Consider the following 14,291-nt stretch of genomic DNA (forward strand, 5'->3'; position numbering starts at 1 on the left):
AGCATAACTAGTCAGATATGGAGAGAAGAGACTTCATCAAGCGGGGGATAGCATTCCTTGTTTCACTCCCCGTTTTTTACACCCTTTACCGGTATCTCAGCCCCGATGCGGATGCGGATTCTGTTCTCATTACAGCAAATCGGGGTGATGTACCCGAAGGGGGAGCACTTATGTTTCCCGACAAGCAGGTGGCAATACTCCGGGAAAAGGGTGAAATACGTGCAGTATCCCTCACCTGCACCCACCTTGGATGTACCGTTGCACTCAGCGGCGACAGGTTCGTTTGCCCCTGCCACGGCAGCATCTTCACACTTAACGGCGATGTCCTAAAAGGCCCCGCCCAGAGGCCTCTGGACGAGTATCCTGTAACAGAAAAGGATGGTGAGATCCGTATCGGCAAGAGGGTAAAGGCTTGATCGCAAGGTTCATAAAGCATATCTTCCCGAAGTCATTCCGCAGAGAGAGCCTGAGACCGGAAAAGACACTCTACCTCGGTTCCGCCGCCTTTGCCTCCTTCGCCCTGCTACTGATCACGGGCGTGTTGCTCCTGCTCTACTACATACCCGGAGTCAATAGCGCATACGATTCTATCATATTCCTTGAAGAGAAGGTCTTCGGCGGAGCTTTCATACGTTCACTGCACAGGATGAGCTCCCATTTCCTGCTTGTAACAGCCGCCGCACACCTGCTCCGCACGGTATACACCGGAGCTTACTCCGTCCGTCCGAAAAACTGGAAACTCGGCTACATCATAGCCGCACTCATGATATTCGAGGCGTATACGGGCTATCTTCTCCCCTTCGACCAGCTCTCCTACTGGGCCGCAATGACAGGGATGGAGCTGGTAGCTATCCTCCCCCTAGGCTCTTTTATAAGGGGGATTCTGGCACCCGACGGCGTTGGAGGACAACTTACTCTGCTCCGCTTTTTCACCCTGCACATAGTTTTTATACCGATGCTCTGCATCGGGCTGACCTGGGCCCATATGTATAATATCAGGCGGGACGGCGGCCTCCTCCCCATGGGGGAGAGCCCGAAACAGCAATCGGATCCGGCACTTTACAGATTTACAGCGGCTATTTTTTTATCGGTTGTGGCTATGCTGTGCCTGCTCGCAGTTATCTTCCCCGCACCCCTTACAATACCTGCAAATCCGGCAGAACCCCCCAACCCTGTAAAAAGCGCATGGTTCCTCCTCTGGTTTCAGGAGATCGTAAGCTGGCGTGCTTCTCTCTTCAACGTAGCGGCAATTATCTTCGTAGTGTTCTTCTTCCTTCCTGATATGCGAAGGGGTTACAAGCCGGTTCATTCCAGATGGTTCGCCGCCGGTGACAGAAAGGTCTGGTTAATCATTACACTAACAGCAGTATGCATAATCGCATTAACAATAGTTGCCATGTTTTTCCGAGGTGAGAATTGGTCCTTCGTATTCTGACAATTATCCTTTTTTCAGCTTTAGCGGTATCCGCCGCCGAGCTCTGCATGAAATGCCACGAGCCGCACTACACGGAAATGGGGTCCTGTACCGCATGCCACAGAGGCAACCCCGACACCTCCCGCAAAAACATTGCCCATGATGGACTCATATCAGGTCGTTTTGCCGACTTCATCACCAACGGCAAAGGGATTAATAACGGTAAAGATCTCACAGAAAAAGCGGCGTGCAGAAGATGCCATACACTTGGAGAAACCGGCAACAACGCATCCTCAAACCTAGACATAGAGGCCAAACGTAAAACCGGAGCATTCCTGCTGAACAAGATAAACGAACCGAACGATTATATGCCCCGCTTCGGCTTCGATAACAATGATGCAGAGGATATTGTAAGGTATATACTTAATTCAGGCGAAGCATCCAATGTTGAGCCTGAAAGCAGACCCTTTGTCGTTTTTATAAATAGCGGCGATGAGGGTGTTTTCTCGAAGAAGTGCGGAGGATGCCACAGGCTTTTGACCAGAGAAAAAGGTGGTATGGGGGATGGTGATACTGCGCCTAACCTGTCCGGCTTGTTTACAGAGTTTTACCCCGATAACACCCTGCCGAGACATGAGAAATGGGATAACGAAACCCTGCTGAAATGGGTTAAAAACCCAAGATTGCTGGATAAGGGCTCAATGATGCCCCCTCTTAAACTGAGTGATGATGAAAAGAAAAAACTTCCCGGTGAATTCTAGGGGGTAAAGCCCTCAAATATGATATTGTCCGCAATCTCTGTTAGATCATTCGCCTCTTCAAGGCTTTTCACAGTCCAAAGAATGAGTGGAACCTTCTTTTTACGAACGCTTCTAAGGAGCTTCTCGTTGGGGAATGCACTCACATCGCAGGCGATAAAGTCCGGCGCACCCTTGAAGTTCGCCATAAAACGCTCTATGACGTTTCCGCTCCCCTTTGTTAACCCATAGAGAAGACCCCTCGGAACCTCCGGCATATTCTTTCGGAACCATTCCACACTCTGAGGGTTAAAGGACTGTACAGCGGCACTGTGGGGATAATTTTTAAACCTTTCGGCGACGGTTTTCTCCATATTACCGGGCTTTTTGCTGTTCTTAAGCTCAACCAGAAGCGGAACGTCACCATTAACCGCCGCCATAACATCCTCAAGGGAAGGGATACAGAAAGAAGTAGCATTAAGGCGAAGCTTGCGGACCTCTGAATACTTCATTTTGCCGATCTCACCCGCAACACCTGTCATCCTTTCCAGATCATCATCATGGAATACAACGGTTTCGCCGTCGGCAGTCTGCTGGATATCAAGCTCGATGGGATAGCCGGCCTTCGCCGCTGCACGGAATGCGGGCAGGCTGTTCTCCGGAATGTCGCCACCGTAAAGCCCCCTGTGGGCTATAGGCTTTTCAAGGAGCCAGTTTATTCTGCTCATAGGCTCACTCTCCCCTTAAAAAACGCAAAAAGCCGCCCGGTACACAGGACGGCTTTCGCATTTCTATGATAGCAATTAGTATTATTCTTCGTCAGCCTTTCTTTCAGAGATAATCTCAACCTCCTGAACCTCATCGGTGGAGGGCTCAAGATCTTCCTCAGCCTGAGGGGGAACAACGGAAACGATGGTTCCCTCTGTGGGGTCAAGGAGGATGTAGTCCTCGGAGAGATTCAGGTCATCGATGGTTATGGAATCGCCGATCTCAAGCTTGGAGACATCGATATCGATCTTGTCCATCATGTGGCGGGGGAGTGTTCTGATAAGAACACTGTTGATGCTCTGGCTGAGGATACCACCCTGCTCTGCACCTGCAGGCTCGCCCACAACATGAAGAGGAACTTCGAGGTCGATCTTCTGACCCTTGGTAAGCTCTTGAAGCTCGGCATGGATGATGAAATCGCTCATGCTGTCGTACTGAAGGTTTGTGATATAGCAGTCAACGGGCTCACTTTCTCCGGGGATATCAAGCTCGATACGGAAGTTTCCATAGGGCCTCTTGTCCACATCAATACGGCTGAGTGTAAGCAGGGTGCTTTCCTTGCCTCTGCTTGAAAGAACGGCGGGGATAATGTTGTTGTCACGAAGGTTCTTGAGCTGTCCCTTCGTAAGCTCGCCCCTCTTCTCAGCTTTCCATTTAATAGTTTCAATCATAACGGTTACTCCTATATGAAATTTTATTACTGTTTTTTCAAAAAATCGGGAAGTTACAGTATCACAGTTTATTAATAATATCAAATTCAAAGTTGCAGATGTGCTATCCCTCTCTATCCACGAAGAAAAGTATTCACCAAACGGCCAATTAATGTAATATTCAGTGACCAGATAATATATCAGAGGAGTGAGCTTATGGCAAAGGTATACCTCGCATTGGCGATACTTTTTGAGGTTATCGGCACATCATCGCTGAAAGCGTCCACAGGGTTCACCAGGCTTTACCCGTCCATCCTTGTTGTGCTGGGTTACGGAGCATCATTCTATTTCCTCTCATTGGTGTTCAAAACGATGCAGGTCGGCGTTGTTTATGCTGTCTGGTCAGGGCTGGGAATCGTTCTTATTACACTCATAGGTTTCATTATTTACAGGGAAACCCCCGATCTGCCAGCCATACTGGGGCTTTGTCTCATAATAGCTGGTGTTGCAGTTATCAACCTTTTCTCCGATACGGTGCACTAACCCCGGGGTAAGTAACATACAAAAAGATGCGTACTTGACAGAAACACATCATAATCTATCCTGCCCAGCAAAGAGGAGGATATAATGCTCAAATTTACCGTTAATAAAGATACCTGCACACGCTGCGGAAACTGTATGAGGGTCTGTCCCGCTGGAATCGTTGTCGGCGATGAAGAAAACTTCCCCAAGGTGGAAAAGGAGGAGAACTGTATAGAGTGCCAGCACTGTATGACCTCCTGCCCCGTTGCCGCCATCTCCATATTCGGATTAGACCCTGAGGAATCAGTCAGCATCGACAAAATCCCCTCATACGAGCAGATGGATGCATTGGTGCGCGGGAGACGGAGTATCAGAAAGTTCCGTCAGGACAATGTTAATCAGGACGAGCTCAGGATGCTTCTGGAAACCGTTGCCAACGCCCCCACAGGGGTAAACAAGCGCAAGGTTCGTCTTACGCTCATCGACGACATTGAAAAAATGGCCCATTTCATCGAGTTCGTGTATTCTACCATCGAAAAATACGCAGAAGAAAAGAAGATACCCGAACAGTTTGCCATTCTGGAGAAACTCGCCGAAGCATATAGAAAAGGGAAGGATATCATATTCAGGGGTGCGCCACACTTTGTCTTCACATCCTCACCCAAGAATGTGCCCACTCCCGAAGCGGACAGCTATATCGCCGCCAGCTACTTCGATCTTACAGCACCCACTATGGACATCGGAACAGTCTGGGCCGGATTCATCATGCACTGCATGGAGTTTATGCCCGAAGTTCGTGAATACCTAGGAGTGCCCGAAGACCATGTAAACGGCTATGCGCTACTCTTCGGCAAACCCGCCCTCAAATACTACAGAGGGGTCCAAAGGGACGAGATAGATATTAATAAGCTCTAAGTATTTAAAAGGTTGATACGTTATGGGCTTCCATCCTTGGAAGCCTATTTTAATCTATGGAATTTACCATCCATATAATCTGGGAAATTCGTCATCCTGAGAATTTCCCTGCCGCTACGCTTGGCAAAGCCTTCGCTCCGCTTACTTCCGTTACAGAATATGAAGCATAGCTCCATATTCTTCACTTCAGGGCTTCCATCCCTGGAAGCCTGTTGAGTAGCAACCATATTTGTATGATTAGCATAAGATTTCATGGACGAAAGCTCGCTTGCGTAAGTGAGAAGGAAGTCTCTTTCTTCGAACGGCAGAATAATTTCCATGGATGGAAAATTATTCAGATAGATAAAGGAGTTTTTAAGGGGATTCTAAGGGGAAAGTCTTCCCAATATACTCCAACTATTTATATCATTTTAGAGCTTCATAGCTCATTTTCTTTAAATACCTTTGTAACCTTTTTCCGTTTCTTCCGTTATGGAGTCATACAACGAACGAAAGGAGAGAATGATGATGAAAAAGTTGTTTGTATTTCTTATGGTAGCAATGTTGACTGTATCTGTAGCGAACCTCGCCTATGCCAGAGGCGGACACGGTGGCGGAGGTCATGGCGGTGGCGGTTCATCCGAGTCCGGCGGAGGTGCTGGTGGCGGTGATACAGGCGGCGGAGACACCGGTGGTGATGACGGCGGCGACACAGGTGGAAGCGAAGACTGTGACGGTGACGGCCCCGATGGCGATAGAGGTGGATTCGGCGGCGGATTCGGTGACGACAGTGACCCCGTTGGTGACGGAACTGGTGAGCACCCCGAAGATGGAACAGGTCCCGGTTTTGGTGACGGTACAGAGCCCAGTCCCCAGGATGGAACAGGTTTCGGAAAAAAACATGGATTCTTCAGTGATGACGACGATACAGCTGACGATGATGACGGCACTGAGGATGAGGATTCCGATTCAGAAGACGAGGAAGAAGAGCAAAGCGAATAAACCTCCAGTATAATGAAGGATCGGGGGGATTGTTATCCCCCTTAAATCCTTGAGGGAGCGGTGGCTTTAAATCGATGCGAAACAACCGGGCACTACAGGAGTTCTTTGAAGGGGAGAGCGGTCGGCTTTACGGCTATCTTATCAAGCTTTGCGGTGATGAGGATGAAGCAAAAGACCTTTATCAGGAAAGCTTCATAAAATATGCCCGTAATTACCCCGAAAAACTTTCAGCATCACTGCTCTTTACGGTTGCAAGAACAGTTTTTATCGATTCAAAGAGGAAGGAAAAGCGCCACGATGAGATACCCGATGAACTCAGCTGTGGAGAAAGCCCGGAAGAGAGGCTTCTTGAAAACCGCAGACAGAAGGCACTTTCAGACTGTCTCGGCAATCTCCCCGAATCCGAAAGGGAGATTATTGCACTGAAAACCACAGAAGGCTTGAAATACGATGATATATCAAAGATAACCGGGCTTAGCACATCAAGCATAAAAGTTAAGATACACAGGGCAAGGTTAAAGCTTAGGGACTGCATGGCGGAGAAGGACAATGGATGAGAAAAAAGATATACTCATAAGCCAGTTTATTGATGACGAGCTTGATATCGAAGAGAAGATCAACTTTGTGAAGTACGTCCATGGAGACTCGGAGTATACCGAACTGGCCCTGGATTTCCTCGACAACGAGAGGGATATTATGCAGATGGGTGAACTCCCACAGCCAGAGATACCGGAACTGCCCCAGACGAAGGGTGGCAGGGTTATTAAGTTCCCCTCACCGGCGGCGGCAGCCTCATTTGTATCATTGGCCGTGTCTTTGGCGCTTGTTTTTGCGGTGTTTATGCACAAGCCGGAGAAAGTCCAGACAGCGGAGAACGTCCACCGCTTTGTTATACATATGCCAGATGCAAAGAATGTAGCCCTTGCGGGAAGCTTCTCGAACTGGAACAGGCTTGATATGAATCGAATCGGGGACACCGGTTACTGGGAAGCAAAGGTCCCCCTTGGTGAAGGTGAGTACAGCTACAGCTTTATTGTGAATGATGATAAAAGGATCGCCGACCCTACGGTCAGGGCAAGGCAGAGCGATGGCTTCGGCGGAGAGAATTCGGTTCTAAGTATAGGTGACAGGATTTGAGAAAAGCACTGCTGTTAGCGTTATCGATTATTGTTCTATACGGTTGTGCGGAGGTCAGATTTAATAAAGCCTCCGGTGGTCTTAGTGGTGCGTTCAGACTAAGCGATGCAGAGAGAGTGGAGGTTTATCCATCCTCCAACGGATTTAAAGGCATACCGGCGGAAGAGTCCGATGGAAGATGGATAGCACTTTTGCCGTATGAGGAAAACTTTACATATTTCCTCAAGGTTGACGGCAAGTTATACACACCCGACTGCGATATGAGGCAGAGGGATGATTTCGGCGGAGAGATCTGCATATATAGTGACGGAGAAAAGAAATGAGAACAGTAAGGATGCTTCTAATTACTGCGGTTATAACAATATTTGCTGTAACAGCCTATGCAGATGAGTATCAGAAGCTTGGTGAAACAGCCTCGAAGATGGGTGTTTCGAGTAGCCTTGCCGAACAGCTTATGGAGCGGACACGGAGTGCCGGCTATTCTGGTGATGCTGTGAATGCTGTCATCCGCAGTATGCAGAACGGAGACGCCGAATCCGCATCTAGGGTAGCAGAGAAGGTATTGGAAGGTATCGCAAAGAATGTTCCAGAAGGTCTTGTGGTTAGCGCAGTGGAAAAGGTGCGCTCCCGTTACGAATATGCCCGGGGAATCGCTTCTCAGGCTGGTGTGAGTGGTGTGCCGAGTGAGAAGGTCCGCAGTATGGTTGCTGACGCTATGGCTGCCGGAGCGAAGGGTGACGAACTAGCTGAGATCGCAAGGGAGGTTGCCGGAAAGACAAGGGAGAAGAATGAGTATGCAGAGTCAGCATTTTCCCTTTATCGTGAAATGGTTCGCTACGGTGTTGAGTCAAATAAAGCAAAGGATATCGTTAAGGAGACAGTGGGCAAGTACGGTGCGGACGAGATCATGCAGTACCGCAGTGAGTTTATGGAAAAGGCTGGCTATATGAATGCGGAAAAGGCCGCCGGAATGATGGAAAGCAATGTACACGAAAGTCGTGAACCCGGCAGCATGGGCGGTGGTTCCGGTTCTGGAGGCATGGACGGCAGTGGTGGCATGGGTGGCGGTAATCCCGGCGGCTCCGGTGGAGGCCACGGAGGGGGCGGAAGACGCTGATAAGTGTTTAGCTTGTTTGATTTCACCTATGGATGGAAAGTTCCATCCATAAAATCAGACCTGCTTGTGCTTCTCCAACATCTTCCCAAAATAACGGGACTTAACCTGCTCCGATGCCATTATCTGCTTAACAGGTGGCATTTTTAGAACTGCACCAAGCACTGCCGCCATAGCCCTGTGGCTGAAGAGTGCTCTATTATCAAAGAGTAAGTGCTGGAACGTTCCACGCTCAATGGCCATCATCACGGACTTATGAACGGAGTTCACAGGTGTTATAACCCGCTCACCACGCTCCTTAAGACTGAGGGCATCCTGATTACACACTCTAACGCACACCCCGCATCCCAGGCAGATATCCGTATCCAACTTTACAGTTTTTCTTCTGGGTTTTTCAGGATCATTGGCGGAAACCATTCCCAGCGCTTCTACGGGGCATATTTCGGCACATTTACCGCATCCTGTGCAGTTACCTTCATCTATCTCTGGAAGGTAGTTTGATGTGTGTACGGGGTTCATAAGCCCGAAACGCCTTGCCGCAATCATCGCCTCGCAGCAACATCCGCAGCAGTTGCATATGAAACCGACCTCCTTCTGCACATTCTCGCCGAACTGCACAAGGTTATGCTCATAGGCCTCCTGCAGAAGGTCCATCCCCTCCGATGCTTCAACACGCCTTGCATACCCGTGGCGTATAAGCGAATCCGCAACATTACCGAAGGTCATGCATATATCCATAGGTGCATCGCAGGCTTTGCCGGCATGCTCCATCTTATGCCTGCAGTAACACATACTTACGCCCATATGCTGTGCGGTGTTGATAACCTCGCTTGAACGCTCATAATCCAAAACATGCAGGGACTCCTGATTAGGCAGGGCGGGCTCATTAACAAAGACTCGTCCGAGCTGTGTTTCCCCGTCGGTGAAGAGAGACTTGATAAAGTCCTCCTCTACGGTGATGTATTCATAGAACATCTCGCTGAGGAGCTTCTGGTCTATATCGCCTCGGGTCCGCATCATGGAAAACTCGAAAAAACCAGCCATTGGGGGCGGAAGAACGTACTGCATCTCTCCATCATCCCCCATAATGTCAATAAGAATAACCTTATCTGCATAGCTCTCAAGCCGCTTCTTTGCCTCTTTATGGCTAACCTTCCATATCTTTGCGGCTTGCTCCGCATTGAAGGGCTTTATGGGGAGCTGGGCAATATACCCCGCATCCTCTTCTGTCATCAATATTGACAATATCTTATAAAGGTTCTCCGATGTGGGGGCTCCCTGTGGAAACCTGTTTAACCGCTCTATCAGATCGCTGAAACCCTTGCGGGCTGTTAGATGTGCCATTTAAAACCTCTTAATAAATAAAATCTTTAACTATTATACATTTCTAAACCACTCAAATCAAACCGCACTGTTTTCCTCACTATTTTCAGCACCTTCCATCTTCAGCAGACATATATTACCCGATTATTACCCTTGAATATATTATCCTCCTATGATAAATTCATCTTATAATATTTCATATATTGACTATTTAAATATGAATGCTTCAAGTATGAGTAAAGAAATAGTTTATAAACACACTCCAAAACACAAGCCTCGTACGGTCTCTGGCTGTACTCACCCGTTAAACTGTCAGAGAACCTGATATAATAGAGATAGAAAATTACTAGGAGATTGGTTATGAAAAATTTTCTAAGAGCTTTTTTCGTTATGGTATTCATGCTTACAAGCCTTACGGCCATCGCCGGCGGGCTCGAAGACGTTAAGGAAGAGAACACACTTTCCTATGCACTCACAGGACAGTATCCCCCATTCAACTTCGTTGATGAAAACAATGAAGTCGCAGGGTTCGATGTTGAGATAGGTAAGGAGATCGCAAAGCGCATCGGTGTTAAGCCCAAACCTGTTACAACAGCATGGGACGGCATTATCGCAGGTCTGCTCGCAGAGAAGTATGACGTTATATGCGGAAGTATGGCAATAACCGACCAGAGGCTTAAATCCATCGATTTCACAGAACCTTACTACAGAAGCGGTGCACAGGTTTTCGCCAAGGAAGATGCAGGCTTCACTTCTGTGGATGAACTAAAGGGTAAGAAGATAGGCGTAACACTTGGAACAACATACGAAGAATGGGTACGCAATAACATCGAGGGTGTGAAGATAAGAACCTATAAGGGTGTTCCGGACATGGTTCTTGAAACTGCCACAGGCAGGATCGACGCCTTCGTTACAGATAAGATCGTGGGCGCACTCGCCATTAAGGACAAGGCGGCCCCCCTTAAGCTTGTGGGAGATCTTCTCTATGAAGAGAGGATGGGAATCGCTCTCAGGAAGGGTAACCCAGAGCTTAAGAAGGCTATGAATGAAGCACTCGCAGAGATGAAAGAGGATGGAACATACCACAGCATCAGCATGAAGTGGCTTGGTATCGACGTTCGCTGATTATTATGTAACACCCGGCTCCCTGATATGCAGGGAGCCTTAATTATTCTAAGGATACGGTTTTTTAAATGCTTGATTGGGATGTAATAGTACATTACTTCCCCTTTCTGCTGAAAGGGGCGGTATTAACACTGGAAATATCAGTGCTAGCACTGATAGGCGGTTTCATAATCGGCCTTGCGGCCGCACTGCTAAAGCTTTCTAAAAATCCAGTTCTCAGGGGAATCTCAAGCTTTTACGTATGGATTGTACGTTCTACACCCTTGCTCGTTCAGCTGTTTCTCATCTATTTCGGACTACCTCAGATGGGTATAGACCTCGGGCCCTTCTTCTCGGGTGTGCTTGGCCTTTCCATGAATACAGGAGCATATAATGCAGAGGCTATAAGGGGCGGTATCATGTCCGTCCCCGCCGGGCAGATGGAGGCTTCCAGAAGTCTGGGTATGTCTTCAAAACTTGCCATGCGGCGGATCATACTCCCCCAGGCTATGCGGATTGCCATACCCGCCCTCGGAAACAACTTCGTGATTCTCATAAAGGACACCTCGCTGGTTTCCACAATCACCCTTGTGGAACTTACTCTTACAGCTCAGAGACTTATCGGCTCGACCTACAAGCCCTTTGAGATGTATCTCATGGCGGCTTTCCTTTATGCGGTTCTCACAACGGCAACAAGCCTTCTGCTCAGCAAAGTAGAGCAGAAACTAGCCTACTAGGGAGGGGATTATGGACGCAGAAACACCAATGGTACAGATTAAGGATCTTCACAAATACTTCGGCGAAAACGAGGTACTGAAGGGTATCGATATAGATGTTGCCCACAGCGAGGTTCTGGCGATTATCGGACCGAGCGGTTCTGGCAAGAGCACCCTCCTGAGGTGCGTAAACCACCTTGAAGAACCGACTCAGGGTGAGATCTACATAGAAGGTACACTGCTTAATGACACATCGCTTCCCTCAAAGCAGTTTCAGAAGCATTTGAACAGTGTGCGCACAAACGTTGGGATGGTTTTCCAGCAGTTCAATCTTTTTCCTCATAAAACTGTCATGGAAAATGTGATAGAAGCACCGGTACATGTGCTTGATATGCCGAGGAAAAAAGCAAAGAAAAGAGCTGTGGAACTTCTCGAGAAGGTGGGGCTTGAAGACAAGCACAACGATTACCCGAACACCCTTTCCGGCGGGCAAAAGCAGAGGGTTGCCATAGCCCGTGCACTCGCCATGGAACCGGATATCATGCTCTTCGACGAGGCTACCTCAGCGCTTGATCCGGAGCTTGTGGGCGAGGTTCTCCGTGTAATGGAAGACCTTGCGAAGGAGGGGATGACAATGCTTGTTGTCACCCACGAGATGGGCTTTGCGGACAGGGTTGCAGATAGAGTCGTCTTCATGGCGGACGGCTACATCGTTGAGGAAGGAAAACCCCAGGATATCTTCACAGAACCGAAGGAGGAACGCACCCAGCAGTTCCTTGGCGATATCCTTGATGCCAGAGAAAATTCCGGAATAGTATAAATAAAGGCGGGGGCGGTTTTTTAGCTCCCTTTTTTTATAACTATCCAGCTTTACACTTGATCTCACACATTCATCTGTGTAGTTTAGTATTATGGAGGTGCTAAGATGGCATCTAACCTTGCAATCGACACCAAACTGCTGGATGAGGCACTGAAGATCAGCGGTCTTAAGACTAAGAAAGACACTGTGAACACCGCTTTAAAAGAATTCATCCAAAGACGGAAACAAATTGAAGTAATTGATCTTTTCGGTTCAGTTGAATATGGAGAGGATTATGACTACAAGAAGCTAAGGAACAGGGAATGAAGGTTCTTGTGGACACATCAGTATGGTCGCTTGCTCTTCGCAGAAGATCCGTAAGCGATGCAGAACTGCGCATTGTTGATGAGCTTAGCGGCCTTATACAGGATTCGAGGGTGGCTATACTGGGGCAGATCCGCCAGGAACTGCTCTCTGGTATATCTTCTGAGAAAACCTTCAACATTCTAAGAGAGAAGCTTAGTGCATTCGATGATCTGCCCGTTGACACAGACACATACGAGCTAGCCGCACGCTTCTGCAACACATGCCGCAGGAAGGGTGTTCAGGGCTCCCATGTGGACTTTTTCATCTGCGCCGCCGCTAGTCGAAACGGCATCCCAATATTCACACTGGATAATGATTTCAATAACTATTCGAAATACATAGGGATTGAGATGTATGGATGGATAAGTAAATAAATTCAACCTAAGCCCATAGTGCATTAAATAATTTGATTGGTAGAGCTCGAAAATTTGCAATTACAAATTTTCGATTCTTTTTGCTTTTGAGTTCTTCTGAATTAATAGAATTTATTACTTCAGTATTGTTTATTTCCGTACCGATAGCGCTAACAACTAAAATACCTTCATTGCAATTTGTAACAGTTGATCCGTCAACGGTACTATTCTCTGAACCTTCAATCACAATCCCCAAATCACAACCAGACACATGTGAGTTTAAAATTTTGTTGTTAATACCACCTTGAATACGAATTCCTACCATGAAATAATTCCTAATAAAACATCTGTGATACGAGTAAAAAAATTTATAAGTGCATACAAAATCATCAGAAACAACAAGGTAATTCTAACTTTATGTAATTTTATCGATTTAATCACTATATTTTTGACTTTTATACCTTCTGAATCTTCAATCTCTACACCCTGCTCATAACCATCAATACTACAATCTTTCATTTTTACATCTTTCGAAACTATGATTCTTATACCTAACATTAACAATAACCTCTCTATGTGAACTACAATATCAAACTATACCTTATTCTGTTTTACGCAAGTATAAAAGGCGGGTATTTCACCCGCCTTTGATTTTTTTAGAGTTCGATCTTTGTGCCGAGGAGGCCGAGGAATTTCTTCATCCATTCAGGATGGGCGGGCCATGCGGGTGCTGTAACAAAGTTTTTATCCACATGGGCGTTGCTGAACGTTTCGTTGTTCGGCTCGTATGTTCCTCCGGCAAGGTTAACATCGGGCGCAACCGCCGGATAGCATGAGCATGTAACATTATCGATAACTCCCGCCGCTGCAAGAACCTGAGGGCCGTGGCATATAGCCGCGATGGGCTTCTTCGCCTCTGCAAATCTCTGCACTATCTCGATAACCTTCGGGTCCAGCCTGATATATTCAGGCGCCCTTCCCCCGGGGATCACAAGTGCGTCATAGTCATCGGTGTTCACATCATCGAAGGTTTCATTGAGCATAAAGTTGTGACCAGGCTTCTCCGTATAGGTCTGATCCCCCTCGAAATCATGGATGGCAGTTTTAACGGTATCCCCCTTCGCTTTTCCCGGGCAAACGGCTCTAACATCATGCCCCACGCAGAGCAGAATCTGGAACGGAACCATAACCTCGTAGTCCTCAACGAAGTCTCCCACAAGCATAAGAATCTTCTTAGCTGCCATAGTTTTTTCCTCCTTGCGCCAAAAGTTTTTTTAATCACGGCGCTAGTGTAATTATAACACCAGCAAATCCTTCAATCAACAAATGCAGAAAATCATCAAAAGAGCTATGTACCTAATAATTTGACATAATTATGACACAGTAGTGAGC

The 14,291-nt window shown here is 47.5% G+C and carries 21 protein-coding genes; 15 read left to right on the forward strand and 6 right to left on the reverse strand.

Annotation, left to right across the window (positions count from 1 at the left end):
* The first annotated feature begins 17 nt into the window (after positions 1-17).
* The 3 genes from K300_RS14845 to extS are packed head-to-tail and all read left to right on the forward strand — an operon-like array spanning position 18 to position 2,175.
* Positions 18-416 carry a QcrA and Rieske domain-containing protein gene (locus K300_RS14845; RefSeq protein WP_022850883.1) on the forward strand — a complete coding sequence of 133 codons (399 nt, stop codon included), beginning with the start codon at positions 18-20 and terminating at the stop codon, positions 414-416.
* The gene (locus K300_RS16530) at positions 413-1,435 is read left to right on the forward strand and encodes a cytochrome b N-terminal domain-containing protein (RefSeq protein ID WP_022850884.1); all 1,023 of its coding nucleotides are present in this window, start codon (positions 413-415) and stop codon (positions 1,433-1,435) included. Before K300_RS14845 ends, K300_RS16530 begins: the two co-directional genes overlap by 4 nt.
* Positions 1,417-2,175 (forward strand): selenite/tellurite reduction operon c-type cytochrome lipoprotein ExtS, encoded by a 759-nt coding sequence (gene extS, locus K300_RS0106640; protein ID WP_022850885.1) that lies wholly within the window; start codon positions 1,417-1,419, stop codon positions 2,173-2,175. The genes K300_RS16530 and extS overlap by 19 nt, the downstream gene beginning before the upstream one ends.
* Here extS and K300_RS0106645 read toward each other — a convergent pair.
* Both K300_RS0106645 and K300_RS0106650 read right to left on the reverse strand, forming a co-directional pair.
* Positions 2,172-2,879 carry a glycerophosphodiester phosphodiesterase family protein gene (locus K300_RS0106645; RefSeq protein WP_022850886.1) on the reverse strand — a complete coding sequence of 236 codons (708 nt, stop codon included), beginning with the start codon at positions 2,877-2,879 and terminating at the stop codon, positions 2,172-2,174. The genes extS and K300_RS0106645 overlap by 4 nt on opposite strands.
* An 81-nt stretch (positions 2,880-2,960) precedes the next feature.
* Entirely contained in the window at positions 2,961-3,590 is a 630-nt protein-coding gene (locus K300_RS0106650) for a 50S ribosomal protein L25 (RefSeq protein ID WP_022850887.1), read from the reverse strand.
* Positions 3,591-3,785: 195 nt separating this feature from the next.
* On the opposite strand from K300_RS0106650, the gene K300_RS0106655 reads away from it, so the two are divergent.
* Entirely contained in the window at positions 3,786-4,112 is a 327-nt protein-coding gene (locus K300_RS0106655; protein WP_022850888.1) for a DMT family transporter, read from the forward strand.
* An 84-nt stretch (positions 4,113-4,196) separates the two neighbouring features.
* Complete coding sequence (locus K300_RS0106660) at positions 4,197-5,006, forward strand: nitroreductase family protein (RefSeq protein ID WP_022850889.1); 810 nt, start codon at positions 4,197-4,199, stop codon at positions 5,004-5,006.
* A 44-nt stretch (positions 5,007-5,050) separates the two neighbouring features.
* On the opposite strand, the gene K300_RS0106665 is transcribed toward K300_RS0106660, so the two are convergent.
* On the reverse strand, positions 5,051-5,260 hold the full coding sequence (locus tag K300_RS0106665; protein ID WP_022850890.1) for a hypothetical protein: 210 nt from the start codon (positions 5,258-5,260) through the stop codon (positions 5,051-5,053).
* A gap of 250 nt (positions 5,261-5,510) precedes the next feature.
* Between K300_RS0106665 and K300_RS0106670 the strand changes: the two genes are divergently transcribed.
* The 5 genes from K300_RS0106670 to K300_RS16710 all read left to right on the forward strand — a co-directional run bounded on the left by K300_RS0106670 (position 5,511) and on the right by K300_RS16710 (position 8,241).
* Complete coding sequence (locus tag K300_RS0106670; RefSeq protein WP_022850891.1) at positions 5,511-5,987, forward strand: hypothetical protein; 477 nt, start codon at positions 5,511-5,513, stop codon at positions 5,985-5,987.
* 74 nt (positions 5,988-6,061) lie between these two features.
* On the forward strand, positions 6,062-6,544 hold the full coding sequence (locus tag K300_RS0106675) for an RNA polymerase sigma factor (RefSeq protein ID WP_022850892.1): 483 nt from the start codon (positions 6,062-6,064) through the stop codon (positions 6,542-6,544).
* A complete protein-coding gene (locus K300_RS16090; protein WP_022850893.1) occupies positions 6,537-7,124 on the forward strand; it encodes a glycogen-binding domain-containing protein in 588 nt (195 codons plus the stop codon). The genes K300_RS0106675 and K300_RS16090 overlap by 8 nt, the downstream gene beginning before the upstream one ends.
* On the forward strand, positions 7,121-7,447 hold the full coding sequence (locus tag K300_RS16705) for a hypothetical protein (protein ID WP_155827573.1): 327 nt from the start codon (positions 7,121-7,123) through the stop codon (positions 7,445-7,447). Before K300_RS16090 ends, K300_RS16705 begins: the two co-directional genes overlap by 4 nt.
* Positions 7,444-8,241 carry a hypothetical protein gene (locus K300_RS16710; RefSeq protein WP_022850895.1) on the forward strand — a complete coding sequence of 266 codons (798 nt, stop codon included), beginning with the start codon at positions 7,444-7,446 and terminating at the stop codon, positions 8,239-8,241. Before K300_RS16705 ends, K300_RS16710 begins: the two co-directional genes overlap by 4 nt.
* 54 nt (positions 8,242-8,295) lie before the next feature.
* Here K300_RS16710 and K300_RS0106695 read toward each other — a convergent pair whose 3' ends face one another.
* On the reverse strand, positions 8,296-9,582 hold the full coding sequence (locus K300_RS0106695; RefSeq protein ID WP_022850896.1) for a 4Fe-4S dicluster domain-containing protein: 1,287 nt from the start codon (positions 9,580-9,582) through the stop codon (positions 8,296-8,298).
* 339 nt (positions 9,583-9,921) lie between these two features.
* Between K300_RS0106695 and K300_RS0106700 the strand changes: the two genes are divergently transcribed.
* The 5 genes from K300_RS0106700 (at position 9,922) to vapC (ending at position 12,920) form a co-directional block, all read left to right on the forward strand.
* Positions 9,922-10,686 (forward strand): ABC transporter substrate-binding protein, encoded by a 765-nt coding sequence (locus K300_RS0106700; RefSeq protein WP_022850897.1) that lies wholly within the window; start codon positions 9,922-9,924, stop codon positions 10,684-10,686.
* Positions 10,687-10,754: 68 nt separating this feature from the next.
* Positions 10,755-11,402 carry an amino acid ABC transporter permease gene (locus tag K300_RS0106705; protein WP_022850898.1) on the forward strand — a complete coding sequence of 216 codons (648 nt, stop codon included), beginning with the start codon at positions 10,755-10,757 and terminating at the stop codon, positions 11,400-11,402.
* A gap of 28 nt (positions 11,403-11,430) precedes the next feature.
* The gene (locus K300_RS0106710) at positions 11,431-12,201 is read left to right on the forward strand and encodes an ATP-binding cassette domain-containing protein (RefSeq protein WP_026836341.1); all 771 of its coding nucleotides are present in this window, start codon (positions 11,431-11,433) and stop codon (positions 12,199-12,201) included.
* Between the two features lie 105 nt (positions 12,202-12,306).
* Positions 12,307-12,507 (forward strand): type II toxin-antitoxin system VapB family antitoxin, encoded by a 201-nt coding sequence (locus K300_RS0106715; RefSeq protein WP_022850900.1) that lies wholly within the window; start codon positions 12,307-12,309, stop codon positions 12,505-12,507.
* Positions 12,504-12,920, forward strand: a complete 417-nt coding sequence (vapC, locus tag K300_RS0106720) for a type II toxin-antitoxin system VapC family toxin (RefSeq protein ID WP_022850901.1) — start codon at positions 12,504-12,506, stop codon at positions 12,918-12,920. The genes K300_RS0106715 and vapC overlap by 4 nt, the downstream gene beginning before the upstream one ends.
* Positions 12,921-12,927: 7 nt before the next feature.
* Here vapC and K300_RS0106725 read toward each other — a convergent pair whose 3' ends face one another.
* Together K300_RS0106725 and K300_RS0106735 are read right to left on the reverse strand one after the other, a co-directional pair.
* Positions 12,928-13,224, reverse strand: coding sequence for a NosD domain-containing protein (locus K300_RS0106725; protein WP_022850902.1), 297 nt, complete (start codon positions 13,222-13,224; stop codon positions 12,928-12,930).
* 331 nt (positions 13,225-13,555) lie between these two features.
* The gene (locus tag K300_RS0106735; RefSeq protein ID WP_022850904.1) at positions 13,556-14,143 is read right to left on the reverse strand and encodes a DJ-1/PfpI family protein; all 588 of its coding nucleotides are present in this window, start codon (positions 14,141-14,143) and stop codon (positions 13,556-13,558) included.
* Positions 14,144-14,291: the final 148 nt, after the last annotated feature.

Origin of the sequence: Limisalsivibrio acetivorans, from assembly GCF_000421105.1 — a bacterium.
GTDB lineage: Bacteria > Chrysiogenota > Deferribacteres > Deferribacterales > Geovibrionaceae > Limisalsivibrio > Limisalsivibrio acetivorans.

Excerpts from the sequence above, each read along its gene's own strand:
- K300_RS14845 (WP_022850883.1), top strand. The coding sequence starts at position 18 with ATGGAGAGAAGAGACTTCATCAAGCGGGGGATAGCATTCCTTGTTTCA.
- K300_RS0106645 (WP_022850886.1), bottom strand. The coding sequence starts at position 2,879 with ATGAGCAGAATAAACTGGCTCCTTGAAAAGCCTATAGCCCACAGGGGG.
- K300_RS0106650 (WP_022850887.1), bottom strand. The coding sequence starts at position 3,590 with ATGATTGAAACTATTAAATGGAAAGCTGAGAAGAGGGGCGAGCTTACG.
- K300_RS0106655 (WP_022850888.1), top strand. The coding sequence starts at position 3,786 with ATGGCAAAGGTATACCTCGCATTGGCGATACTTTTTGAGGTTATCGGC.
- K300_RS0106660 (WP_022850889.1), top strand. The coding sequence starts at position 4,197 with ATGCTCAAATTTACCGTTAATAAAGATACCTGCACACGCTGCGGAAAC.
- K300_RS0106665 (WP_022850890.1), bottom strand. The coding sequence starts at position 5,260 with ATGAAATCTTATGCTAATCATACAAATATGGTTGCTACTCAACAGGCT.
- K300_RS0106670 (WP_022850891.1), top strand. The coding sequence starts at position 5,511 with ATGATGAAAAAGTTGTTTGTATTTCTTATGGTAGCAATGTTGACTGTA.
- K300_RS0106675 (WP_022850892.1), top strand. The coding sequence starts at position 6,062 with ATGCGAAACAACCGGGCACTACAGGAGTTCTTTGAAGGGGAGAGCGGT.
- K300_RS16090 (WP_022850893.1), top strand. The coding sequence starts at position 6,537 with ATGGATGAGAAAAAAGATATACTCATAAGCCAGTTTATTGATGACGAG.
- K300_RS16710 (WP_022850895.1), top strand. The coding sequence starts at position 7,444 with ATGAGAACAGTAAGGATGCTTCTAATTACTGCGGTTATAACAATATTT.
- K300_RS0106695 (WP_022850896.1), bottom strand. The coding sequence starts at position 9,582 with ATGGCACATCTAACAGCCCGCAAGGGTTTCAGCGATCTGATAGAGCGG.
- K300_RS0106700 (WP_022850897.1), top strand. The coding sequence starts at position 9,922 with ATGAAAAATTTTCTAAGAGCTTTTTTCGTTATGGTATTCATGCTTACA.
- K300_RS0106705 (WP_022850898.1), top strand. The coding sequence starts at position 10,755 with ATGCTTGATTGGGATGTAATAGTACATTACTTCCCCTTTCTGCTGAAA.
- K300_RS0106710 (WP_026836341.1), top strand. The coding sequence starts at position 11,431 with ATGGTACAGATTAAGGATCTTCACAAATACTTCGGCGAAAACGAGGTA.
- K300_RS0106715 (WP_022850900.1), top strand. The coding sequence starts at position 12,307 with ATGGCATCTAACCTTGCAATCGACACCAAACTGCTGGATGAGGCACTG.
- vapC (WP_022850901.1), top strand. The coding sequence starts at position 12,504 with ATGAAGGTTCTTGTGGACACATCAGTATGGTCGCTTGCTCTTCGCAGA.
- K300_RS0106725 (WP_022850902.1), bottom strand. The coding sequence starts at position 13,224 with ATGGTAGGAATTCGTATTCAAGGTGGTATTAACAACAAAATTTTAAAC.
- K300_RS0106735 (WP_022850904.1), bottom strand. The coding sequence starts at position 14,143 with ATGGCAGCTAAGAAGATTCTTATGCTTGTGGGAGACTTCGTTGAGGAC.